Source organism: Cellvibrio sp. QJXJ, from assembly GCF_024452345.1.
Classification (GTDB): domain Bacteria; phylum Pseudomonadota; class Gammaproteobacteria; order Pseudomonadales; family Cellvibrionaceae; genus Cellvibrio.
Genome location: NZ_CP101662.1, coordinates 4,318,807 through 4,342,754, shown reverse-complemented (window position 1 = coordinate 4,342,754; position 23,948 = coordinate 4,318,807). Strand labels below are relative to the sequence as shown.

Annotated in this window: 22 protein-coding genes; 9 read left to right on the top strand and 13 right to left on the bottom strand. The window is 48.9% G+C overall.

The annotated features are described in order from the left end of the window. Nucleotides 1-6: 6 nt before the first annotated feature. From NNX04_RS18780 to NNX04_RS18740, 9 genes are all read right to left on the bottom strand, one after another. Entirely contained in the window at nucleotides 7-2,193 is a 2,187-nt protein-coding gene (locus NNX04_RS18780; protein WP_261946791.1) for a putative bifunctional diguanylate cyclase/phosphodiesterase, read from the bottom strand. A 120-nt stretch (nucleotides 2,194-2,313) separates the two neighbouring features. Continuing rightward, on the bottom strand, nucleotides 2,314-2,754 hold the full coding sequence (locus NNX04_RS18775; protein ID WP_261946790.1) for a cyclophilin-like fold protein: 441 nt from the start codon (nucleotides 2,752-2,754) through the stop codon (nucleotides 2,314-2,316). A 16-nt stretch (nucleotides 2,755-2,770) separates the two neighbouring features. Continuing rightward, a complete protein-coding gene (locus NNX04_RS18770; RefSeq protein ID WP_261946789.1) occupies nucleotides 2,771-3,670 on the bottom strand; it encodes an AraC family transcriptional regulator in 900 nt (299 codons plus the stop codon). 50 nt (nucleotides 3,671-3,720) lie between these two features. Then, a complete protein-coding gene (locus NNX04_RS18765; RefSeq protein ID WP_261946788.1) occupies nucleotides 3,721-4,923 on the bottom strand; it encodes an MFS transporter in 1,203 nt (400 codons plus the stop codon). Nucleotides 4,924-4,930: 7 nt separating this feature from the next. Beyond that, nucleotides 4,931-5,959, bottom strand: coding sequence for an alpha/beta hydrolase (locus NNX04_RS18760; protein WP_261946787.1), 1,029 nt, complete (start codon nucleotides 5,957-5,959; stop codon nucleotides 4,931-4,933). A gap of 201 nt (nucleotides 5,960-6,160) precedes the next feature. Beyond that, on the bottom strand, nucleotides 6,161-7,831 hold the full coding sequence (locus tag NNX04_RS18755) for a family 43 glycosylhydrolase (RefSeq protein ID WP_261946786.1): 1,671 nt from the start codon (nucleotides 7,829-7,831) through the stop codon (nucleotides 6,161-6,163). A gap of 125 nt (nucleotides 7,832-7,956) precedes the next feature. After that, nucleotides 7,957-8,409 (bottom strand): hypothetical protein, encoded by a 453-nt coding sequence (locus NNX04_RS18750; protein WP_007645818.1) that lies wholly within the window; start codon nucleotides 8,407-8,409, stop codon nucleotides 7,957-7,959. Between the two features lie 145 nt (nucleotides 8,410-8,554). Further along, on the bottom strand, nucleotides 8,555-9,709 hold the full coding sequence (locus tag NNX04_RS18745; protein WP_261946785.1) for a helix-turn-helix domain-containing protein: 1,155 nt from the start codon (nucleotides 9,707-9,709) through the stop codon (nucleotides 8,555-8,557). Nucleotides 9,710-9,803: 94 nt separating this feature from the next. Continuing rightward, nucleotides 9,804-10,433 (bottom strand): class I SAM-dependent methyltransferase, encoded by a 630-nt coding sequence (locus tag NNX04_RS18740; protein WP_261946784.1) that lies wholly within the window; start codon nucleotides 10,431-10,433, stop codon nucleotides 9,804-9,806. Between the two features lie 265 nt (nucleotides 10,434-10,698). Here NNX04_RS18740 and NNX04_RS18735 point away from each other — a divergent pair, with 265 nt between their 5' ends. Both NNX04_RS18735 and NNX04_RS18730 read left to right on the top strand, forming a co-directional pair. Next, the gene (locus NNX04_RS18735; RefSeq protein WP_007645812.1) at nucleotides 10,699-11,595 is read left to right on the top strand and encodes a LysR family transcriptional regulator; all 897 of its coding nucleotides are present in this window, start codon (nucleotides 10,699-10,701) and stop codon (nucleotides 11,593-11,595) included. A 136-nt stretch (nucleotides 11,596-11,731) separates the two neighbouring features. Next, nucleotides 11,732-12,829, top strand: coding sequence for an NADH:flavin oxidoreductase/NADH oxidase (locus NNX04_RS18730; RefSeq protein ID WP_261946783.1), 1,098 nt, complete (start codon nucleotides 11,732-11,734; stop codon nucleotides 12,827-12,829). 201 nt (nucleotides 12,830-13,030) lie between these two features. On the opposite strand, the gene NNX04_RS18725 is transcribed toward NNX04_RS18730, so the two are convergent. After that, entirely contained in the window at nucleotides 13,031-13,855 is an 825-nt protein-coding gene (locus NNX04_RS18725) for a TlpA family protein disulfide reductase (protein ID WP_261946782.1), read from the bottom strand. Nucleotides 13,856-13,962: 107 nt separating this feature from the next. Between NNX04_RS18725 and NNX04_RS18720 the strand changes: the two genes are divergently transcribed. Beyond that, a complete protein-coding gene (locus NNX04_RS18720) occupies nucleotides 13,963-15,642 on the top strand; it encodes a sensor domain-containing diguanylate cyclase (protein ID WP_261946781.1) in 1,680 nt (559 codons plus the stop codon). Between the two features lie 66 nt (nucleotides 15,643-15,708). Here the strand turns inward: NNX04_RS18720 and NNX04_RS18715 are convergent, their stop codons facing one another. Next, the gene (locus tag NNX04_RS18715; protein ID WP_261946780.1) at nucleotides 15,709-16,701 is read right to left on the bottom strand and encodes an LLM class flavin-dependent oxidoreductase; all 993 of its coding nucleotides are present in this window, start codon (nucleotides 16,699-16,701) and stop codon (nucleotides 15,709-15,711) included. A 284-nt stretch (nucleotides 16,702-16,985) separates the two neighbouring features. Between NNX04_RS18715 and NNX04_RS18710 the strand changes: the two genes are divergently transcribed. From NNX04_RS18710 to NNX04_RS18685, 6 genes are all read left to right on the top strand, one after another. Continuing rightward, nucleotides 16,986-17,807 (top strand): hypothetical protein, encoded by an 822-nt coding sequence (locus tag NNX04_RS18710; RefSeq protein WP_261946779.1) that lies wholly within the window; start codon nucleotides 16,986-16,988, stop codon nucleotides 17,805-17,807. 468 nt (nucleotides 17,808-18,275) lie between these two features. Next, entirely contained in the window at nucleotides 18,276-18,839 is a 564-nt protein-coding gene (locus NNX04_RS18705) for a hypothetical protein (RefSeq protein ID WP_007645806.1), read from the top strand. 9 nt (nucleotides 18,840-18,848) lie between these two features. Next, nucleotides 18,849-19,160, top strand: a complete 312-nt coding sequence (locus NNX04_RS18700; protein WP_261946778.1) for a hypothetical protein — start codon at nucleotides 18,849-18,851, stop codon at nucleotides 19,158-19,160. Between the two features lie 84 nt (nucleotides 19,161-19,244). Next, entirely contained in the window at nucleotides 19,245-19,676 is a 432-nt protein-coding gene (locus NNX04_RS18695; RefSeq protein WP_007645804.1) for a hypothetical protein, read from the top strand. A 280-nt stretch (nucleotides 19,677-19,956) separates the two neighbouring features. Then, entirely contained in the window at nucleotides 19,957-20,763 is an 807-nt protein-coding gene (locus NNX04_RS18690; protein WP_261946777.1) for a type 1 glutamine amidotransferase domain-containing protein, read from the top strand. A 137-nt stretch (nucleotides 20,764-20,900) separates the two neighbouring features. Beyond that, the gene (locus NNX04_RS18685) at nucleotides 20,901-21,392 is read left to right on the top strand and encodes a hypothetical protein (protein ID WP_261946776.1); all 492 of its coding nucleotides are present in this window, start codon (nucleotides 20,901-20,903) and stop codon (nucleotides 21,390-21,392) included. A 110-nt stretch (nucleotides 21,393-21,502) separates the two neighbouring features. On the opposite strand, the gene NNX04_RS18680 is transcribed toward NNX04_RS18685, so the two are convergent. Then, nucleotides 21,503-22,204, bottom strand: a complete 702-nt coding sequence (locus NNX04_RS18680) for a hypothetical protein (protein WP_261946775.1) — start codon at nucleotides 22,202-22,204, stop codon at nucleotides 21,503-21,505. Next, entirely contained in the window at nucleotides 22,204-23,790 is a 1,587-nt protein-coding gene (locus tag NNX04_RS18675; RefSeq protein ID WP_261946774.1) for an alkaline phosphatase, read from the bottom strand. The genes NNX04_RS18680 and NNX04_RS18675 overlap by 1 nt, the downstream gene beginning before the upstream one ends. Nucleotides 23,791-23,948: the final 158 nt, after the last annotated feature.

Below are 23,948 nucleotides of genomic sequence, written 5' to 3'. Positions count from 1 at the left end.
AAACCGCTAGGCAATTGCTTTGAGTGAACTGCCGATCCCCAATAACAATTCGAATTGTGACACAGGCATGGGCGCGCCAAAAAGATAACCCTGACCTTCATCGCATTGTTCACGGCGCAGGTAATTGTATTCGGCCTGGGTTTCAATACCTTCGGCGATGACTTCCAGATCAAAATTGCGCGCCATATCTATAATTGCGCGCACCACTGAGGCATCGCGTTTGGAGGTTAAAATTCCTCGCACAAATGATTGGTCAATTTTAATGCGCGATAGCGGGTAAGTTTTTAACAAGCTGAGGGATGCGTAACCCGTTCCAAAATCATCGAACGCAATGCCCACCCCCTGTTGATGCAAACGCTGCAAAATTTCCAGCACAATATCGTCGTTATCGAGCACGATATTTTCGGTCACTTCCAGTTCAAGCGCTTCCGCCGGCAGCCCATGGCGCGCCAAGGTTTCCATCACCTCTGCGGCTAAATCCCCCACGCGAAATTGTGCGCTGCACAGGTTGACGCCAATGCGAAATTCCGGCGCGCCACTGCGGCGCCAATATGCAGCTTGGGCACAGGCTTCATCCAGAATCCATGAACCGACCGTGGCCGCCAGTGGGCCACCTTCGAGTGCAGGTAAAAATGCTGCGGGAGTTAACAAACCGCGCTCGGGGTGAAGCCAGCGAATTAAGGCTTCGGCGCCGGTGATGGTGCCATCCGCCATATTGATTTGTGGTTGATAGAACAACAGGAATTCGCCTTTATCCACCGCGCGATGCAATTCAAGCCCGTACAGCCGCCGCGCCATGGCCTCCATGCGCAGGGCGGGCACAAACAGGAATACCCGCCCGCGCCCGTTACTCTTTGCTTTAAATAATGCCAGGTCAGCATTGCCGACCAACTCCAACGCTTCTTGCGCCTGCGTAGGTGCGAGCGCTACACCGCAACTCGCCGCTACCCGAACCTCATTGCCATCGACATTAATTGGTTGCGCAATGGCGGCAAGCACGGCATCGGCCACATGCATAGCAGTGGCGGCATCGGTCACATTCGCCAGGAGTATCGCAAATTCATCGCCGCCAATTCGAGCCACCAGATCTTCACTGCTCACCAGTTGCGATAAACGGTTAGCCACTTCGCACAAAATGGCATCGCCCAGAGTGTGGCCGAGCGTATCGTTAACATCTTTAAATCCATCGAGGTCAATCATCAGCACGGTAGCCGGTGCGGGGCTAATTAATATTTCCTCCACGCTGCGATAAAATTTTCCGCGATTCGCAAGCCCCGTAAGCCCATCGATATTAGCCTGCTGGCGCAAGGCTTCCTCTTCGCGCTGCTGCGCACTCAGGTCTTTGAGTACAGCTTCAAATTTCATATGGCCGCCATCGCGCCAACCAAAAAGCGCAAAGCTAAAACGAAATTCGCTGCCGTCTTTGCGCAGCCCGGTTACTTCAGTGGGAATATTAATTTGGTCGAGAGAGTAGGCATCAATCGCTTGAGTGATGAGTGCACGAAAATGGGCGCGATCGCGCTCGGGTAACAACAGGTCAAATTGCAGCGCATTTTTATCTTCCAACTTATAACCACTCACCTCTGCCGCCGCATTATTCCACTCGATAATTTGCAACTGCTCATCGAACCAAATAACCGCCGAGGACGAGCTTCCCGCATATTCATGGAATGGTGGCCGGCTTCGCTCTGTGGAGACTTCAATGCGCCGCAATTCCAAGCGATCCGCAGCCATTTTTGCCAGTTCCCATAACCGCTGCCGATCCTCCTGGGAAAAATCGCTATGGGGGCGATCATCGATCACGCAGAGCGCCCCCAATGCCAAGCCGTCGGGCGAGAGCAAGGGCACACCGGCATAAAAGCGCAGATTGGCCTCCCCGACTACCAGCGGATTATCGTGAAAGCGCTCATCGAGAGTGGCATCGGGCACCACCATCACATCGGACTGGGTAATAGCATGGGCGCAAAAAGATACGTCGCGGCGCATATCCACCTCACCCACGCCCACACTGGCGGCGAAAAAAACGTGATCGCTGCCAATCATGTTGACGGCAGCCACCGGCATATCAAACATGCGCGATGCAATACGCACCACCGGGTCCAGGCTTTGCAGCATCTGCTCTTGATCCAACCCGTAATCAGCTAAAGCGTTTAAACGTGCAGATTCATTGGGGAATTTGGCAGGGCACTTCATCGGTACATCCTCCTACGTGGATTTTCCCTGAGCAAAGTTAAGCCCTGTCAGTATAGGAAAGGAAAAAAGTAGGAGTTCAAAATGCAAATATTGATGCCAGAAAAATGCAACCGCGGTGATTTATTGTTGTCGCTCGATAATAACTTGAAGGTCACCCGCGACTTTTAGCGCCGCTATACCATCGCCGTCGATAGCACCCAGTTTGATCAAACCCGGCGAGTCACCGAAGTCGCGGTAATAAATTGCGAGATTGCCCCACGGGGCGTAATAGGCAATATCGCCCACTTTGGGTGTCATGGTTGATGGGGTGCCTTTGCGGCTGAGTTTTTTCGGGAGGTCGCTGATTTTTTCGGTGTTGTTGTAATCGGTGAGCGTTAAAGTCAGTGGCAGTAGCGCTACAAAATCCCGCGTTGTGTCATTGTCGAGCAGGGTTGCATTAATTATGGTTCCATCATTAATGGTGATACTAATTTTCATGGTTTCACTCCGCGCGTTCACACTGAACAACAGCACTGTTAATAGCAGCAGGTTTGTTGTTTTCCAACTTATAAACAGTTTCATACTGCCTCCAAAAAACTTATCTGGTTTTTACATCTTGTGCGGGCGGCTTGCCAAAATAACGTGAATATTCGCGACTGAATTGTGATGGGCTGGCGTAGCCTACGCGCAAGCTGGCGGTGGTTGCATCCATCATTTCAGACAACATCAGACTTTTGGCTTCTTGTAAGCGCAGGGCTTTTTGGAATTGCACCGGGCTCATGGAAGTGATGGATTTAAAATGGCGATGGAAGGAGGATTCGCTCATGTTGACAAAGCCTGCCAGCTCTTCAATGTTCAGCAGCTCGGCATAATTTTCCCTGATCCAAGAAATTGCTTTTACAATTTTCCAGGTTTTGGATTCCGCTGCGCCTATTTGCGCAACTGATGCACCCAGCGGGCTGCAAAGTAAACGAATAAAAATTTCATCCAACACTAATTCAGACAGCAATTGCAGTTCTTTGGGCGTGCGCAGTAATTCAATCAAGCGAATCGCGGCAGCAACAATATGTTGATCCGAGTGGCCGACGTGAATGCCGTTGGCATCACTTGTTTTGGGCAGGCCACGCGGAAATACTTTTTGCATCAGGCTGGCAATTTTTTGTGGCGACATATCCATCACCAAACACAAATAAGGTTCGCGCCTGCTCGCTTCCACTACGCGCGCCTCCACCGGTAGTGCCATGGAATAAACCACCATGCGCGATGGATCATATTCGTAGATTTTATCGCCCAAAATAACGCGCTTGGCTCCTTGTGCAACCAAACAAATTCCCGCCTGACTCATCACATTAATGGGTTCCGCATCCACCGCTGAACTGCGAAATACTCTGACGCCGGGAATCGGTAAATCAAAGCAGCCGTCGTGCGGTGCATAAGTCGCAATCAATTGTGCGAGCCGGGCAATTGCCTTCAGATCGGGAGTCTTGTCGGTATTCATAGGTGGCCGTCTCTTGTATTTATTCAACTACAAAAAATAAAAAGTGGATTTCATGCGTGCGCCGGTTGTGCGTGAGCGTCTTTTTGTGTGACACGCTTCCAGGTAATAAAAGCCATCAGGCTCGCGCTGAAAAGAATCACTGCACTCAGGCTAAAACTGCTGGCAATGCCGTAGGCATCAAATACCCAACCGCCCGTTGCAGCACCCAAGGTGATCGCTAATTGAATCACTGCCACCATTAATCCACCGCCTGCTTCGGCAGAATCGGGCAAGGTTTTACTGAGCCAGGTCCACCAGGCGACTGGAGCGGCGGTGGCGAAAAATCCCCAGAGCGCAATCAGCATAAATGTAGCCACCGAGGATGCGCCCAATAAAATTAATGCAAGCGCGGTGAGCATCATAAAAAAAGGCGTGGCAATTAAAATGCTGTATAGCCGATTTTTTAACAACCGCCCTACCACCAAGGTTCCTATAAGCCCACAAAACCCCATGACTAATAACAGCAGCGATAATTGCCCAACATTAACGCCCGTCACTATTTCCAAAAACGGGCGCAAATACGTAAACAGTGCAAATTGCCCGATAAAAAATAACAGCACTGACAACATGCCCAGCACCACCGGCCACCGGGTTAACAACATAAACACATTGTTTGCGGATTTCTGTTGCAAACGCACAGGTTGTGATGGCAGCGAAGGCACGCTGTAACACTGCCAAATAAATGCACTCAGGGCGATGGGAACAATACAAAAAAAGGCACCGCGCCAACCAATGATCCCACCGAGAAAACTGCCCAGTGGTGCGGCAATGGTCATCGCCAGCGCATTGCCCCCATTAAGAATAGCCAAGGCTTTGGGAATGGCATTTTCAGGAACAAGGCGCATAACAACCGCCGCCGACATCGACCAGAATCCGCCAATACAAATTCCCAACAGGGCGCGCCCACACAGAATTAAAAACACATTCGATGAGAGTGCAACCAGCGCCGCCGAAAGTGCGAGTAAGGCGGTAAAAAATAACAGCAGGTAACGCCGATCTGTATTGCCGATAACTGACGTTAATAACAAGCTGGTTAGCAAAGCAAAAAAGCCCGAGATGGCGATAGTCTGCCCCGCTTGCCCTTCGGTGATCGCAAGATCAGCCGCCATGGGTGTTAGCAGGCTGACCGGTAAAAATTCTGCCGCGATCAATACCATCGCGCAGAGTGACATAGCCCACACTGCGCTCCATGAAGGTTTGGTTGAGTTAGTCATCACCGACCTATTGCAAATTTTCGCGGAAGAAACGGGTTAATTTTTCGAATGGAATTAACTCGACACGATCGTAAAGATCTACATGGCCAGCGCCGGGAATTTTGACCAGCTCTTTGGGTTGGCCGGCAAGTCCATAGGCCGCTTCACTGAACTCACGGGAGTGCGCTTCAGCACCGGTGATGAACAACATAGGGCGCGGTGAAATCGTATCTATGTCATTGAACGGGTAGAAGTTCATGAACTTGATATTACTGGTGAGTGTTGGGCGAGTGGTGGTTTGCGCGGACGCGCCTGCAGGTGTGAACTCACCGCGCGGTGTGCGATAAAAATCATAAAACTCGCGCTGAATGGGGTGGGTGTCTGCTGTTAATTCAAGCACGGTGCCACTGGTGTACTGCATTGCGCCGCCGGTAAATTCCACGTAACGCTGCTCGGCTGCGGCTGCAATAATCTGTTTGCGCTGCGCCAGAGTTTGTGAGTGATTTAATGCATTGCGGTTGGCCGAACCCATGTCGTACATGCTGACGGTGGCAATGGCTTTCATGCGCGGGTCTATTTTAGCGGCACTGATAACAAAACTGCCGCTGCCGCAAATACCAATTACCCCAATGCGATTGCGATCAACAAACGCGCGGGTGCCCAAAAAATCCACCGCTGCACTGAAATCTTCGGAGTAAATATCGGGCGATACTGCATTGCGCGGCTGCCCTTCACTTTCACCCCAAAATGACAAATCGAGGGACAAGGTCACAAAGCCCTGTTCCGCGAGTTTTTGCGCATACAAATTAGAACTTTGTTCTTTAACCGCGCCCATCGGGTGGCCGACAATAATCGCGGGGCTTTTGGTGTTTTGATTAGTATTTTTGGGAAGATAAAGATTCCCGGCGACGGTCATCTGGTATTGATTTTTGAAGGTCACCTTCTGCTCGGTTACCTTGTCACTTTTATAAAAATTGTTTGCACCATGGGACATATCAGCTCCTATTGCAGTAAATGAGCTGACCATTAATGCCAGCGACAGAATTAGCTTTTTCATCGGTATCTCCAAAGTCAGGAACCCAAAGAGGCTTATACCTCTTTGATTTCGTTGGCGCGGATCAACCCACAATCAGCAAACTGTATCGCTGGTTTTTGATTGAGCGCTTAACGATATTGCACGGTTAATCTATCCCTACCGAGCGCGGCAACCTTGCCTAATACCGTCAAGTTATTGCTTCATACTTGCTATCGTAAAAAATCAGGCTGTTTTGGTTTCACTGAGTGCGCGATATTGAAAGTCACGCAGCTGCACTTTTCCGCTGCCCGCGCAGTAAATGCCCACCCTCAAACTCAAAAATCCGCCAAACACATTGTGGTTCAAACCGGACACTTCCATGCGCGTGGGGTGACGCACCCAGGTGCGGCCAGCATCTTGTGAATATTCGTAGGTGATGACCTGATGATCGTTGGTGATGCGCATGCGCAGGCTGCGGGTTTTGAGCGGGATACGCGCCCAGCTTTGCTCCTCGGCGTATTGGAAACTTTTAATTGCCTCGGCAGCAAACCCCATGCCCACAAACGCTTTGTGGTTGTAAAACAGCAGCAAACCCGCTTCAGCATCGCCTTCCAGTTGCAGGCTCACTTCCACTTGATAGGCGCGATCTACCACACCGCAGGTGAGTGGTGAGGAATCCACCGGTGAATTACCGGCCGCGGCTAATTCAAGCACTTTTTTACCGTAGCCTACCCGCGCTAATTCATTGGCGCCGGGGTTGTGAAATGCCCATTGGGTGCCGAATTTGTTGCGGGAGAAATCGTCCGAGAGCGCGGCGCCACTCGCGCTTGTTTTGCCATGGCGCGGTTTGGCGATGGGCTGCGACAAGTCACCGCCTTTGGCGTGGAACCAGCCGTCGTCCGTCCACTCGATGGGTTCAAGCAAGGCTTGGCGACCGAGGGTTCTAAAACCATTTTCGTAGCCGTGGTATACCATCCACCAATCGCCACTCTTGCCGTCCACAGAAGGCCCTTCAATCACAGTGGCGTGGCCGCGCGACCACCAGGGCTCTGCCTCCGACAAACTGCGCACCAAGGGGTTGTGCGGGCAGTGTTCCCACGGCCCATGGATTGAACGCGAGCGCGCGGCAATTACCATGTGCCCAGTCACTGGGCCAGCGGTGCCGCCCACCGCGGTGACCAAATAGAACCAGTCGCCGCGCTTGAACAACTTGGGGCCTTCGGGAGCGAAGTTTTCTACAATCCAATGATCGGGGTAACGCCAGGGGCTATAGGCCGCTTGCAACTCGCCGTCGGTCGCCAACCCGTCATCGCTCAGGCGGATTTTGCGGATGCCATTCACAAACAAATAACGTTTGCCGTCTTCTCCCACCATATGGCCGGGGTCTATACAACCTTCAATCTTCAGATCGATGGGGTCGCTCCAGGGGCCGTTGATGTTGTCCGCCCAAATCACATAGGTAGACCAGGGCTTGCCGTCAGTGAGCGCGGGAATATAGATGTAATAGCGGTCGCCATGTTTGCAGATATCCAAAGCCCACACGGTGCCGATATTGCGTGTTAAGGCCGCACCGATGGGCGCCCAGTTCACCAGATCGGTGGAATGCCAAAGCACAATGCCGGGGTAAGTATTGAACGACGAAAAGGTCATGTAGTAGTCATTGCCATCTTTGAGGATGGTAGGGTCGGGGCGATCACCCGCAATAATCGGGTTGAGATAAGTCCCGTTACCCAAATCCGCTTTGCGCTGGCCTTCAATCCCCCGGCCCCATTGCGGTTTGTAGGGAACGCAGGGCGCGGGTGATGAGGTAGTTTGCGGCGAAGCAGCTTGGGCACTGGTCAACAATGCCAAAGGCGATGCCACGGCACCGGCCAAACAGGCTTTGAAAATATCTCTGCGGGTTGCATCAAACATGGTGTAACTCCCGTGCGTAGCGGATTGGTAGAAGTAGCGAATGGGTGTGAGCCGCGCATTGCTGTAAATGACGGAATAAACAATGGCGGAATGAACAATCGCGCGGCAGGAATGCGCGCGGAAACTTAACTGACGTGAGCCCCATGCAAGACGCGGTGATCCGCAATCAAGGCGATGTTATTTTTCATGCGAGTGAGTGTGCCGCTGGCATTGGCCACCAAGCGATTGTGTTGTTTATCCACGGCATAGATACGACCGCTGTAGGAGGCATATCGGTTATCCACAGACTCCACCGTCGCCGTCGCCACAAATTGCTGCGCCAGCGAACCATCGTGAAAACTGACTTCAAATTCGGAGGCCGCGCAGTAGCCCAGCACCTCGTGACCGGCCATACGGGCGATGCAATCCAATGCACAACCCAGCGCACTGGTGGTGTAACTGGCCTTGGCAAATTCCGTGCGCAGCTCCAGGTTCAGGCTAACGCTGCCCGCCTCGTAATCAATGACACGAATGGCAAAAAAGAGATTGGCCGAATGGTTAAGCAGAAGGGGTTTAATGCAATCTGGCAGCTCACGCATAACTACAATTCTTATCAGGTTGCCCAGTAGGTAAACCCAGTGTAATCAGCGCTTACAGCGCGTGGTGACGCTTTACCTAACATTGCTATCGGATAGCAAAAGTAGAAATATTTTTTATTTTATTGTTAATTTTGCCGCTGCTCACTTACGTTTTTTTACAAACGCTCTTAAAGGTTTTGGGGGTACATCCGTACTCTTCCTTAAACAGCTTGTTGAAGTAAGACACATTTTTATAACCCACGGAATTGGCGATCTCGCCCACATTGGCCTCGGGCTTTTCAGCAAGCAGGCGCGCCGCTTCGGTTAACCGCAGCTTGTTCAAATAGCTGGTAAAGGTATAACCCAATTCGGCTTTGAGAATATCGTTGATCTTGGCGCGGCTAATTGTGATTGCCTCCACCATCGCATCCAAATCCAATTCGGCATCCGCATAGCGGGTAGCCATAAAATTCAAAATGGCCGTTTTTTCTTTATCCCTCAGCGGCTCTACTGACAATTGTTGATAGGCGATTAAGGGTCTGTCGCGCTGCTGTTTATCGGCCAGGCTCGCCACCAAACTGCGGGTGTATTGCTTGAGCAACCAGAAACCATAACCACCCCATGCCAAGAGCAAAAAAACCGCCAGGAAATACAGGTAGCGCCAATCGCGGCCACAGAGGGTGATGTTGTTTAACAGCACGCTCACCTGGGTATCGGTAGGAGTTTGAAAAGTGCTGCCAAAGGCGATACGCGGCACCCGGTTGAGCCGGTAGGCCTGCTGCGCCAGGTCGAGCTTGTGCAAGTCAAACCACCATTGCGGTGTTTCAAGGTGCGTGAGATCCACCGCAATGCGCGACCAAGCTTGATTGCAAGAGAAAAACGCCGAGGGCGCACGATAAGTCACCAGATCGTCGGCAACCGTCACCCCCTCCTCAAAGGTCAACACACTCATCAGCATGGTATTGGCGGGTGAACATTTCACGTTGAACGAGAGGGAATCATAAGCGGTTAAATCAACCCATGTCGGCGCGCCGGCGGCATCGGTAAATTCCAGGGCAACTTCGGCGTAGGGGTATTGGGCTTTTTTGACGACGGTGAAATCAAAACTCAGGCTGAATTGTTCATCGTTGATAGTGACAGATGACTCACCGCCATCCTCCACATCGGTGCGTGGCACCGCCCGCCAGATCAACTCGCTTTGACCAGCGGGCACTAAAGGCAAATAAAGGTAGGTGCGGCTGACACAAGCGTAGCCAAGCAGCAGGCTGAGCAATAGCAAACACATGCCGCTGATAAATACTTTGGTATAAAACTCTTGCATTGCGCTGCAATGACCTCTGGCGAGAAACTGACGTAACGGACAGTTTTCTCACCAGCATGGGGAGCAGCACTGCCACCCCATCAGTGTAACCTCATCAGTCGTTCAAGGTCACAATCATCAAACTGCCTTCAAATTTTTTCGGCTGCAGCGCCAGCCAAATCAAATGTTCGGTGGGCCATTTTTTATCGCACTTATCGATTAAATCCAAAAATGGCTGACGACCAGGGTCGGCGAGCACCAGTTTTTTTACCCCGGTCGACGCAGCGCGCTTGAGCATGGCAAACCACTCATCGGCCAGTTCATCCCAAAAACAAATATCGCCGCCCACGATCACATCGTAATTTTCCAAATCCTTTTTTTTCATCTGCTTCATGGAGCAGATTAACTTTTGAATCTTCACCTCGTTCAAATCGGCTTGGGCCTCTAAAAACGGAAACACATCGTTATCCACATCCATGCCCGTCACCTTGCAGCCTTTACGCGCAAAGAAAATCGACGTTGGCCCCCAGCCGCAGCCCACATCCAATACCCGGGTATTTTTGCGTGGGCGATGCTCGGTAAAATAATCCATCAACAGATAACTGGAATCCCAATGGCGATCACCGTGCACACTGGGCGTCACTTGTTTTTTAATCTTTTTCAGGGTCGGGTGCTTGTCGGTAAACAACCAAACACCGTAAGCACCAAGCGTATGTTTCGCGGGAGGAGCGATAAGTTCAGGCACGTTTTTTCCTTCTTATTTGCAATAGCGTTTAACCAACCCAATTTATGCAGCAATATCCAAGCCGATTGTTACAGCAATAAATTGATACAGCAATAAACAGGTTGATGGGTTGCACAGAAGTATATGAAGGATTTGTTACGGTTTTTTTAACAGGTGTTAAGCTATTTTTGTGCGCGGCCTAACGCCAGCGTGTTCATTGCATAAAACCACCCACAGGGATATAAGCAAACCACTCTCACAACACACACCCACGAGCACCAACCCCATGCGCGATATAAAAACCGTTGATTTGAATTTATTAAAAGCATTGGATGCACTGTTGGATGAACGCAATGTAACGCGGGCGGCGGCGAGGCTGTCGCTAACACAACCGGCGATGAGCGGCATGCTGACTCGCTTGCGTGAGAGCTTTAATGACCCCTTATTTGTCCGCTCCCAGCGCGGTGTTGTTCCCACCGAACGTGCGCTGGAATTAGCCGCGCCAGTCAAAAAAGTGCTAGCAGAAATTGCGGTATTGCTCACAGCCACCGAATTTGATCCGCTCACAGCACGGCTGACCTTATCGATAGCCGCGACCGACTATGCCTTGCAAGCGGTTGCTGTGCCCTTTGTGTTGGAGCTGAAAAAGCGCGCACCCAATATTCGCGTGGCACTACTCCCCATTGAAAACGAAAGTTTGCAGGCGCAGTTGGAGCGCGGTGATCTGCAACTGGTTCTGTTGAGCCCGGCAAATAGCCCACCGGATTTGCATGCACGTCGCTTGTTCGACGAAGAATATGTGTGCGTAATGCGCAATGAACATCCCGCCGCAAAAAAAACCTTATCACTCGATGAATTCTGCCGCCTCGAACACGCACTTTTCTCCTACAACGGCGGCTGCTTTAGTGGCGCGACTGACGAAGCCTTGGCAAAAATCGGGCGCGAGCGGCAAGTAATGCTCTCGGTAAAATCCTTTTTGGTGATGACCAATATCGTCCGCGCCAGCGACTTGATTTCCGTGGTTCCGAAACGCTTGGTCGAACACCTCGATGGACTAGCAACACAAGAAACTCCGCTGCCGGTTGAAGGTTTTACACTGGTCGCCGCATGGCATGAACGCACCCACAAAGACCCGGCGCACCGCTGGATTCGCGATTTATTGTTTGAACTGTTTGCGGTGTAAATCGGTAGCGGCCCCCACTCATAAGCTCAGCTTATGACGTAGATAATAAAAGCTGATTATTTTTATATCTCGCCAGCCATTACTCTAGGCGCCAAGCCTCGTGATTCGGGGAAAGTGTTTTAGCCTGGAGAAACTCATGTCCGCCCTTTTTAGCCGTTTTAAACTGAAAGATATTGAATTGCGCAACCGCATCGCCGTACCGCCCATGTGCCAATACATGGCCACCGACGGCTTCAGCAACGATTGGCACCTCGCCCACTACAGCAGCATTGCGCGCGGCGGTGCAGGTTTGGTGATCGTGGAGGCAACTGGTGTATCGCCTGAAGGGCGTATCTCTCCCAACTGCCTCGGATTGTGGAGCGATGAACATATCGCGGGCCTTGCACAAATTGCCGCTGCCATTAAAAAAGCCGGTGCAGTGCCCGGAATCCAGATTGCTCACGCTGGCCGCAAAGCCAGTGCCAATCGCCCTTGGGAAGGTGATGATCATATTGCCGAAGGCGATGCGCGCGGCTGGCAAACCATTTCACCCTCGGCAATTGCCTTTGGTGGCGATTTAGACAAAGTGCCGCAGGAAATGTCGCTGGCCGATATCCAGCGCGTGACTGCCGATTTTGCCGCTGCCGCGCAACGTGCACGCGCCGCTGGTTTTGAATGGTTGGAATTGCATTTTGCCCACGGTTATTTGGCGCAAAGTTTTTTCTCCACCCACGCTAATCAACGTACCGATGAATATGGCGGCAGCCTTGAAAACCGCAGCCGTTTTTTATTGGAAACTCTCGCTGCTGTACGCAACGTCTGGCCACAAAATTTACCGCTCACCGCACGTTTTGGTGTCATCGAATACGATGGTCGCGATGAAGAAACTCTCGCCGAATCCATCGAACTCACCAAACAATTGCGCAAAAATGGTTTGGATATGTTGAGTGTGAGCGTCGGCTTCTCCACACCCGATGCAAACATCCCTTGGGCCCCGGCATTTCTTGCACCCATCGCCGAACAAGTGCGTAACCAAGCTGATCTTCCCGTGGCATCAGCCTGGGGTTTCAGCACACCGCAATTAGCGGAACAGGCCATCGCCAATAAACAATTGGATCTGGTGATGATTGGTCGCCCGCATTTGGCCAACCCACACTGGCCCTATTTTGCGGCGAAAGAATTGGGCGTAGAAAAATCCGCGTGGGTTTTACCTGCACCCTATGCCCATTGGCTGGAGCGGTATCGCACAGAATAGTTTTTTGTAGTAATTGAAGATGAATCCCTCCCAGCCTCCCTTTTACAAAGGGAGGAGTTGGACTCCCATCTTTAATAAAACTCCCCTCTTTGGTAAAGAGGGGTTGGGTGAGATTAGCTCCCCCCTCGTTGTAAAAGAAGAACCCGGGGAGATTAGCTCCCCTCTTTGAAAAAGAGGGGCCGGGGGAGATTAAACACCAGCTTATTTTTCGGATTTAAAAACCGCTAATTTTTGCATCAAGGTCGCGCGCGACAGCTGGCCAACATGGCCATCGATTAGTTTGCCCTGCTTGTCGTAAATCAAAGTCAGTGGCAAACCGCGATTACCGGAAAATTGACTGAACTGGCTTTGTGCATCCAACCACACCTGTTCAAAGTGCAAATTGTTTTCCAATAAATACTCACTCACCACCTCAGCCGATTCACCTTGATTCAGCAAAATAAATCGCCCCTGCGGAAATTCATGTTGCGCCGCTGCTAATACCGGCATTTCGCGGTGACACGGCGGGCACCAAGTCGCCCACAAATTCACTAGCGTAAACTCGCGCTGCACATCGGTTTGCAAACTGACGGTTTGTGATAAACGGGTTTCATCTGCCAATGTTACAAAGGTTAAATCCGGCCAGAGTGATGGCGGGCGCAAATAACTTTTTAACAATACATAACTGCCACCGGTTAATAGTGCGACCGGCAATATTATTTGCAATAACAACCGCCGCTGCGCAGGGCGCCGATAAACCAACCACGCGAGGTACACAACCGCCGTAATCAGCGCCGCGTAAATATCCACACCGCGATCACGAATATCCAGCACTGCCCAACCATTATCGCGATAGGCATCAAAGTGCAGCAGCACAAAAACCACACGCCCCAGGACTAAACTCACTAACATCAGCTTTAAAAAAACATCGCTCGCATCAAACGGCGCGCGAAGTAATTTACCGAGCAGTGCAATAAGCAACCCTGCCGCCAATAACAACAGCGGCACCACCGGCACACTTGATCCAAACAATTGAACAGCTTCCATTATCTATTCCTGTGATGTGTTGCGATTTATTTCCCACGCAGGATACTGCCAGACCCGCGCTAAAAATGTATATTATGACGTCAACTTAATCAGACAAGGCATGCTAATTGTTCAAACACAGTAGCTTTAGAGTGCGGCTGGCCTTGTGGTTTGGCGGGCTGTCACTGTTTACGCTTCTCAGCGTAGGTATTTATGCGGGCTGGATAACGGCCAACCAAATGAAAATTAATGCCGGTGAAGCTGTGCACGCCCAAGCCGTGGCCGCTGCCGAACTGCTGGGCGCCAACCTGCATGAACGTGAAATAGAAATTATATTGCTCAGCCAAGCGCCCCATTTTGTACGCGGCGATTTAACCAGCCCGGACATTCTCGCCTCACTTGAACGGCGCCGCACACTGCGCAGCGAATTTGCGTGGCTGGGTGTGGCCGACGCCACTGGTACAGTAGTTCAAGCCAGCAACAATATGCTCGTAGGGCAATCTGTAGCGCAGCGCCCCTGGTTTATCGCCGGATTAAAAGACGTCTACAGTGGCGATGTACATGAAGCGCTGTTACTCGCCAAACTTTTACCCAACACTCACACCGATGAACCTTTGCGCTTTATCGACTTTGCAGCCCCCATTCGCACCGGTGATGGCAAGGTAATTGGCGTTGTTGCCGCACACGCGCATTGGAATTGGGTTACCTCCACCGTGCAGTCCATTATTAATCGCCGCAATAACGATAGTGAAACACAGATATTGATTGTGAGTAACAGCGGCAATGTGCTCTATCCACAAACGTTGGCAGGCGTAAGCGAACTTCCCACAAAATTGCCGCTTACTAAAAATTATTCCATCGCCATGTGGGATGACGGACACCGTTATTTAACCAGTCAGGTTTTAGTGGATGCAGATTCAACAACCAATTTTGGCTGGCGAATTGTGGTGCGCCAACCGCTGGAAAATGCACTCGCGCCCGTTTATGCCATGTATGCCCGCTTTCTGGTATTGGCATTGATTGCAGTTATTTTATTTTCACTCTTGGCTTGGCGGCTCGCACAAAGCGTCAGTAAACCGATTGAACAACTCGCCGCTGCCGCACACTGCATTAAACATAATACGAGCGCACCTAGGTATCCTACCGACACCAGCCTGAGTGAAGTTGCGCAGTTGAGTAACGCTATGCAGTCCATGACAGAATCCCTGCTCACACGCGAGCGCGAACTGGAATTACTCAATCAAACCCTGGAACAACAAGTATTACAGCGCACCGATGCATTAGCCGTCGCCAATAAACAATTGGAACATTTAGCCACTACCGATCCCCTAACAGGAATAAATAACCGGCGTCGCTTTGACGAGAAATTGGTGGATTATGTACAAATGGGCAAACGCACCGGGCGCGGCTTTTCTATTTTATTGCTCGATGCCGATCACTTTAAAAAAGTAAACGACAACTACGGCCACCCGGTGGGTGATGCCGTGTTGCAACAAATCGCCAGGTTAATTATGCAAAACACCCGCGCAACTGATTTTGTTGCACGCTATGGCGGCGAAGAGTTTGTAGTGATTTTGCCCAACGCACCCAGCGCCAGCGAAGTTCACACAGTTGCCGAAAAAATTCGTAGCGCGATTGAATCCGCCACGTTCCCCGAAGTCAGCCAGATGACCATGAGCATCGGCAGCAGCCACTGGCAAGCCGATGAGCCCAACGCAATCGCTGTAATCCAGCGCGCCGATGTGGCGCTCTACAACGCAAAAGCATCAGGCCGCAATTGTATCGTCACCTACGAAAAACCAGCGTAGCCCGCAAGGAGTGCAACGGATTGCGGGCCAATGTGGAATTGTTGTTTCACCCCGCCTTAAAAAAGTTTAACGCAAGTGTTCTTTAATACGTGCCAGCGTTTCCAATGTTTGAATACGCAAGTCGCGGTCGTATACATCAATCGTAAACATAAATTCATCAATCGCGAGCTCATCGCGTAATTGTTGCAAGCCATCCAGAATTTGTAATTCATCGCCAACTTGGGCAAGCGCTAAAAATTCTTCCACATTGTGTTTTTCACCCGCCGACCAATTTAATTCCTCTGGCTGCACCGGAGGGCACAACCACAAAGGTTCGCCGCGAAATAACGCAGTAATACGCTGAAAGCTGGTAGTTGCATTAAACATCGCTTGCGCTTCCGTCTCACTCCACACCACTGGCAAACCCAAAATAAAATAGGGTTTTTCCAAGTGCGCCGAGGGGCGAAATTCCGCGCGATAACGTTTGAGTGCAGCGCGCATATACGCGGGCGCAAAGTGCCCCGCAAATGAATAAGGTAAACCCAATTGCGCCGCGAGTCCGGCACTGTAAAGGCTCGAACCCAAAATCCAGATAGGCACCTGCGTACCTTCACCGGGTACTGCACGCAAACGCTGTTGTGGCTGGCTCGGTTGCAATAATTGTTGAATCACCTGAACTTCTTGCGCAAAATTTTCTGCTGCCGAATCATCGCGTTTTAATGCACGACTGGTAACCGGATCAGTTCCCGGTGCGCGCCCCAAACCTAAATCGATACGGTCACCATACAGTGAGGCAAGCGTGCCAAATTGTTCCGCCACAATCAGCGGCGAATGGTTGGGCAACATAATTCCCCCGGAACCGACGCGCAGCCGCTGCGTATTCCCCGCAATATGCCCAATCAACACCGCCGTCGCCGAACTGGCGATGCCCTGCATATTGTGATGCTCCGCCAACCAAAACCGTTTAAACCCCAACGCATCCGCCGCCTTGGCATAAGCCACCGCGTGATTAAACGTATCGCAAGGAGTTTCATTGACGCGCACCGAGGCGAGTTCAAGCAGAGAGAATTCAACAGACATAAGCACCTCATCTAACGAATATGCTGCTATTTTACGGCTAAAACATCAGCGCATGGCTTTATCTGCAGCAGCTTATTAATTCTTTACCTGTGTAATAGGCGGTAATTACCGTTGCGCGCGAAATTTGTTATTTAGGTTATATGTGCTTCAATCATTGGATGGATTTTACGGGAGGCGCGTTGCGAGGCAAGCCGCCAAAATCCCTATGGACTAACGGGAAGCACCGTTTTAGTTTTACTCAAAACTTGATTACCCCAGCATTAGAACAGGAGAGATTATAAACAATGAAATTAGATAACCCGGCAGCTCGACTTTTAACAATATTAGAGCAAGGCATTGAGCTTCAGAATGAAATGGGGTGTAGAAAAGCTTGGTGCCAGCTCCTAAATGTCCCTAAAGGAGAAAATGCGATGCTTATGGGGCGTATTGGAAAGGTAATGTCGCTCTCAACTGACATCATCGAAAATCTTAAGAATATTGGCGACGTAAAAATAGATAGGTATCTTCACTGGGTAGAACCACTTGAAACAGCATTTATAAACAGTAATCTCAATAGTCCTTGGTCAACTTTTAAATCTCATATTAACGTCCATGTTATTAATTATTTATCAATGACATCAGATCTACTTTCCCATAAAAATGCAGAATCAATAATTAGCGAACCCTCTTTAGACTCCATATTACTCAATACACGTGCCTTAATTGATGAGGTCAGAGATTCAAACCTTCCTGATCACATTAAGAAATTTATGATTAAGCAGTTACATGAAATTTGTCTTGCTGTAGAAGAACATTCGATTTGCGGCTCAGAATCAGTATCCAGAGCTGTTAATGCTGCTTTCGGTTATGGAGTTTTACACGCTGACTCTGTTGAACTTGCAAAATCAGATCCGATAGCCAAGAAATTTTGGCAACAAATGGCGAACGTGGCATTGATCGTATCCATATCCACGGGAATTCAACAGCTAGCCCCACCAATCATGAAGCTTCTACCAGAAATTAACTTTGAAGAAAGCTGTATTGAAAACAATAGCCAAGTACAACCTGAACATACTCAGCGCAGAGCAAGCACTGAGAATGCTAGCAACGCAGAAACTTCTGCTTAGCCGTAGGTTGGGCATTACTGCCCAACCTACACAAACGCGAACTTCAGCTCTTGGCTGACTCCAGCACCAATCGAATAAAAACAAAATGAAAAAAATTGAATTATGGCTTTATGTAATCGGGACGGTAGTTATTATTAAAGCCGCATTTCGACTTGGACTTGCGGACGGGTTTTGGATGATTTTAGCGGGAATAGGTTGCATATTTTTAGCTTATTATATTGGCAAGCATATTCGACGGTATTGATTGCAAACAACAAACTGGGTGCTATACCTGACCCACAAAAGAGTGCTGCTTTGCAGCTGGCAACGCACTTAACTCCTCCCGTTAAAACATCAAAAATTAAGCCGGGATATCCACCTAAAACAAAGTATGTGAATTGGTTTTAGCAAAATAAAGCAAAGGAGTTTAAGTTACGCTGCTGCAAAAGCAACATACCGCTGGAAAAATAGCACTGAAAAGGAAATGTTATGACTGTATATATAGGAGCAAGAGACCTTAATGGTCTGCCAGTTGGAACCCATCAGTTTATTGTAATCACTTTTAATTCCCCTCAAACAATCATTCTTGGTGGAAAAGCTGTTTCAGCGAGAACACTAGGCCCCAAAACTTACGGCATAGTAATTGGCGCACAGAATCGAGAATCACTCAACGTTGAAGCATTTGAAGTGGCTGATACATTAGCTGCTAGAGAATTTTTTGGCGGACTTGAAAAAAAGTGGTATGAGTCTGACTATGACGCGGAGCTACATATAGTTAGATTTAATGGAACGGCCATCTCCCCATACGGAGAGAAAAAGCTAATATCGCTAATCAATGCTTATATAACAAATCAAATCCTTGATCCCATTCAATACCCAACAGCGGGCGCAGGCTTTAATAGCAACAGCTGGGCACAATCAGCAATTAAATATGCTCGCGGAGCAGCACCTTCAAATATGCGTGGTTTGGACATTTTCCACCACCGCAGAATACCTGAAACATATTTTCTTCCCTATTGCCCATCAAAACCGCGCGTCAAGCTCAACCAGTAGGAGCTCATTATGAACTATAAAAAAACCCACCTCACTCCAATCATCTGGTTTTCCGTAGGATTAATACTTATCGTGGTTATTGATTTTTCATTAAGAAGTTACACCGGACACACCAACAACCTTGGGCTGCCAGAAGCCTTATGGTTTTCGCTTCATGGAGTTGTGGGCATTTTCGCTGCGCTGGTGTTTTGGAAAAATACGACACAAAAATCGATTTTAGTTAGGCTGATTTATTTTATTCCTTTGTTACTGGCTTTTATTATTATGTATATCTTAATTATTTACGGGTATGTTTTTGGTACGCATATTGATGGATTTTAAAGGAGGGGGTATCTTTAAAATTGCAGAGCCCATCAACACCAAACCAAGATAGTTCTGATTTCTTTAACTCGCTTGGAGGGTAAAATGAGTTTTGGAGTATTTTATAAAGTTGAAGATAAAATGCGATCAAATTTTGAGGGATGTGTTACAAAAAGTGATTGGTATGAGGCTTTGGATGGAATCAATATTCAAAATTATGAATCTTGTGATGCTGAAGAATCAATACCTGCTTGGGCCTTGGCGTTGAAAAATGAAGGGTCACCTGTGTGCATGTTATTTCAAGGTGAAATGAGAGCGCAGGAAAATGAATTCGACGATCCTGATGTTGTTTTTGTTAATAAAGAAATGGTCAATTCAGTCGTGAACGAAATTGAAAGAAAATCCAAGTCACATTACAAAGCACTACTTGATGATATTGATTGCTCGGCAGACTTTTGGCTTTTCGATTCAATGTTCGAGTTTTTAAAAGATGCTGCTCTGAATAATAAAGCTATTGTAGTTGTGTGGGGAAAATAGATACCCGCGTTCGCGGGTATGAGAACAAGAATAGCCCGTAGATTGGACATTACTGCCCAACCTACATAAACGCGAACTTCCGCTTTTTGGCCGAACACTGTAGTTTTTTGCGGGTCAACATCAAACACCAAAATAGATATGGGTTGAACGCGGATCAACAGCCATTTAAAAAAGTGATGCTCGGTGAATCCAAAGTGAACCTTGGGTGTGTCTAAGGCTAGTCGCAACTTGATAAGTTATTTTTTAAATCGGAATTTAAAGTAGCCAAAATGGGAAATATATGTTGCTAAAATTATTTATTACAGCTATCACTCTTTTATTCTCCTCGTTAGCTTTTTCTCAAACTGTTGTATCCAACATGCCAGCGCATGCAGGCAATGCAAAAAAAGTTCTCATCATTGCTTCAAACTTGACAGATATGGGAGACCCGGAGAAGCACGAGGCCAGAAACGATCTGTGGGAGTACGCACCGCCATACCATGTATTTGTTTCGCATGGTTACGACGTGGACTTTGCTTCTCCGCTGGGTGGCACCGTGCCGTTCATGAGAGACCCGTTGGGGATTAGCAGCTATACCATCAAATATGAGGGCTTCTTGAGTAAAGCCAACAACTCTTTAACGCCTAAGCAGGTGAATCCGAGTGAGTATTCCGCAGTGTTCATCGGCGGGGGTTACGGGAATGTTTTTGATGTGGCGTCTAATAAAGATTTGCTCGGCATCATAGCGAAGATCTACGAGAGTGGCGGAGTCATTGGAAGCGTTGGCCATGGGGCTGGCGCCTTTGCGAACGCAATGCTTTCCAGTGGTCAGCCTCTTGTAAAGGGTAAACGCATTGCAGGTTTCCCCAACTCAACAGAAAAAGAAAAGGACTGGGCAAAACAAGGGAGCCTACTGCCCTTTCTAGTTGAAGAGAGACTTAAAGAAAAAGGCGCGATCACCGTAAACAAAGACAATATTCCCGACAAGCATGATGTAATTATTGATGATCGCATTGTCTCGACGATGTTCCTGCCATCTGCTGCATTAGTGGCGAAAGAAATGCTTATCTTGCTTGAGAAAAACGAAAAACCTAGCAAATCAAACTAAGGGAAAAATCTTAACAAGCGGTGTGAAAAAAAACCGGCCAAATTACCTAACTCGTTAAATGTCTAGGCAGTCGCTAACTTCCACTTTTGGCCCATTACCAACTTAAAAAAGTATTCTTTTTTTGAAAAGTATGAAAAATGAAAAATTTTCTATTACTTTTTATTTCTTTAACTTTATCAGCCCATACGCTTGCAAATTGGAGCCGATATGCGCATGTAACGCCAAAATGTGAAAACGCGTATGATTTGAATGTTTACGTTTCACCAACAAATGAAGAAAACACAACATACTTGATTCGGCTACCTGCCATTTCGTTTCCTTCAAAGCAAGCTTGGCTAATTGTGACTCCCAAACCAATATCGCCGAAAGAACAAAACCAAAGAACACGTTTTTGGGGTGACAACCTAAACACAAAGAATATTGAATCTATTATTCCGCTTAGACCAAATGGAATACCTATATTTTCGCAGGCAGATGAGCCGGATATAGAAAAATATTATGAGGTGATTATCCCAGCGCACGAAGCGGATCGTACTTACATCTATATTGACTTTCCCACCCCCGTATCTGACGGCGGATATTTTTATTCAATAGATATTGGTTCTTACGTGAAAGAGATCAAAAATTAAGTTGGGTTTGACTGTCCAACCTATCAATTTACTTCGAATAGTTTTATGGATACCCGCATTCGCGGGTATGACGGCAGACTAGCTTTCAGAGTTTTACTCCTCAGCCAAAATCAATGCAAATGCCCATGATGATCCAGCAGCTCATGCTGGATTTTCATTACAAACGGGTCGCGTTCCATATCGCCTAAGTCTGTGTATTCAATGGTGCGATAGTGAGTGATATCTGAAAAGGTAAATGGTGCTTGTTGGTTGACATAAAGCGTGCGGATTTCGGTTACGGTTTTTTGTTTACCCTGCTTAGCGATTACCCGCGCCGCGATGGAAAGTTGCGGTAGCCATAGCACTTCATAAGTTATTCCTTCCACTTCGCTGGTATAAATCACACTTTTCCAACCGCGAAAATCTGCAGCGGGTTTGGTGCTGGTTGCGGCGTGCAAAATATCCGGGTTGATGGCGAGCTGTTGCCACTGCTGATGAATGCCAAGCAAATTAATATCCACCGGTGAGTATTCAATGACTTGGCGATCCGCGTGAAAAACTTTGCTGTAAAACCATAAATCGTTACTGGTTTTAGTCCATAACTCGCTGGTATTAGTGGTGAGATAAGTCCATTCCACGGCACTGGCAGTGCGCACCAGGCGAGCAGAATTTACGGTGGAATCATCGCCAGAAATAGTGGTTACAAATTCTGCCGCGAGTGGCGGCAGGTTTTGGGTATTTATTATCGGCACTGGCTCGCTTAGTTCATCGCAATGAAAGGTGCAGCCAATGCCAAGCAGGCAATATAAAATTATCGCGCAATAATTTTTCATTATTTAGCCTGTTTATTCAGACCGAGTGCGTCGGCCATGATGTGATAAATAATGTGTTGCTCTTGTACACCGCGAAATAAATGTGCGTTTGGCCCCAGTGCGTAAATGCCGACATCTTCACCGCCATGAGTTTCCGAGGCGAGCGGCACGGTAGCTTCTTGCATATAGGCGGGGCTGGTGGTGTCCACGTCGGTTAAGTCAGGGCGTTTAGCCGTGCCTTTATAGGTGGCAGCAATTGCGCTTTCACTTTTGCCGTTAAATTCGCGACGCGTTTTTCCGCCGGTAAAACCGGGGCCATTGGCGTAACCGAGAGTGGTGTACGGCAATCCCATGGTGTCGGTTAACAATTCACCGCCTGCGCGCGTTTTACCTAAAATAGGATTGCCGCGTTCAGGGTAGCCCGCGATGGTGAAAGTGTGACTGTGATCGGCGGTGACGATAATTAACGTGTCGCGCGGATCTGTTGCGGCCTGTGCTGCTTTTACTGCATCCGATAATGCAATCGCATCGGTCAGTGCGCGGTAGGCATTACCGGCGTGGTGTGCGTGATCTATGCGCCCTGCTTCCACCATTAAATAAAATCCGTTTTTATTTTGTTGCAATATCTGCAGTGTTTTGGTGGTCATCTCCGCGAGCGAGGGTTCACCGGCAATATCTTGCGCGCGATCTGCTTCGTAGCGCATATGCGAAGGTTCAAATAAGGCGAGTAAATGTTTGGTTTTTTTCGGGTCGATTTCATCCAATAATTTTTTATTCCACACATAGGTCGAGCGCGGATGTTTTGCCACCCACTCTTTATGTAAATTGCGCCCATCGCGGCGAATACCAGTGCGACCAGCGTATTCAGGGTCGGCTTCGGTGTGTGCATAAAATTGTTTGCGCCCTCCGCCCATCACGACTTCTATTCCATCGCCATGAGAAAACTCCAACAATTGTTGCGCAATATCTTTTACGGTTGCACCGTTTGGTAAATTTACATCTGCCTCCCATTCGCGGTCGGGCACATGGGCATAATTGGTGGCGGGCGTTGCGTGAGTCACGCGCGCGGTGGTGACAATGCCCGTCGCCAAGCCCTGCTCTTCCGCTTGCTGCAAAATACTTTTTACACTCGCGGCCGCAACCAGGGCGGCATTGCTTTCGGTGCGCGCCAAAGTTTGGTTTACCGCTATAGCGCCATCATTGGCTTTTATTCCCGTCATTAACGCGGTGGCGGTGGGTGCGGAATCCGATGTTTGTTGATTCGCGCTTGCCGTAACACTCAATGCAAAATAGGGAAACTTTTCAAACGCGAGGCGATTACTTTCGCCATCGCGTTGTTGCATTTGTCCTTCAAGAATTCGCGCGGCGGTTACGGTGGAAATGCCCATGCCATCGCCTACAAATAAAATGACATTTTTGGCTTTTGTGCCGACATAAGTATTTTGTTTTGCCGCGTGCAATGCAGCCTGACCGGATTCATACCAATAGGCTGGGGTATTAAATTCCGCCGCCGTTTTATTGCCAGCCGGTTGGGCGCACAACACGGGGGTTTTCACAGCCAGAGCAAGGGTTAATGCTGCGAGGGAAATACGGGTAAGGCTATTCATGAATTGCACCTGAGTGAGGGAGGATGCGCAGGAGCAGCGCCTGTGCCGCAACGATTGGGAAACTTATCGCGGATGCTATTGCCACAAGGTAGATGAGTCAATGACGTTTACCGACCAAAGCGCTTACAATAACGGCATTAAACCCCCGAATCCCCAAG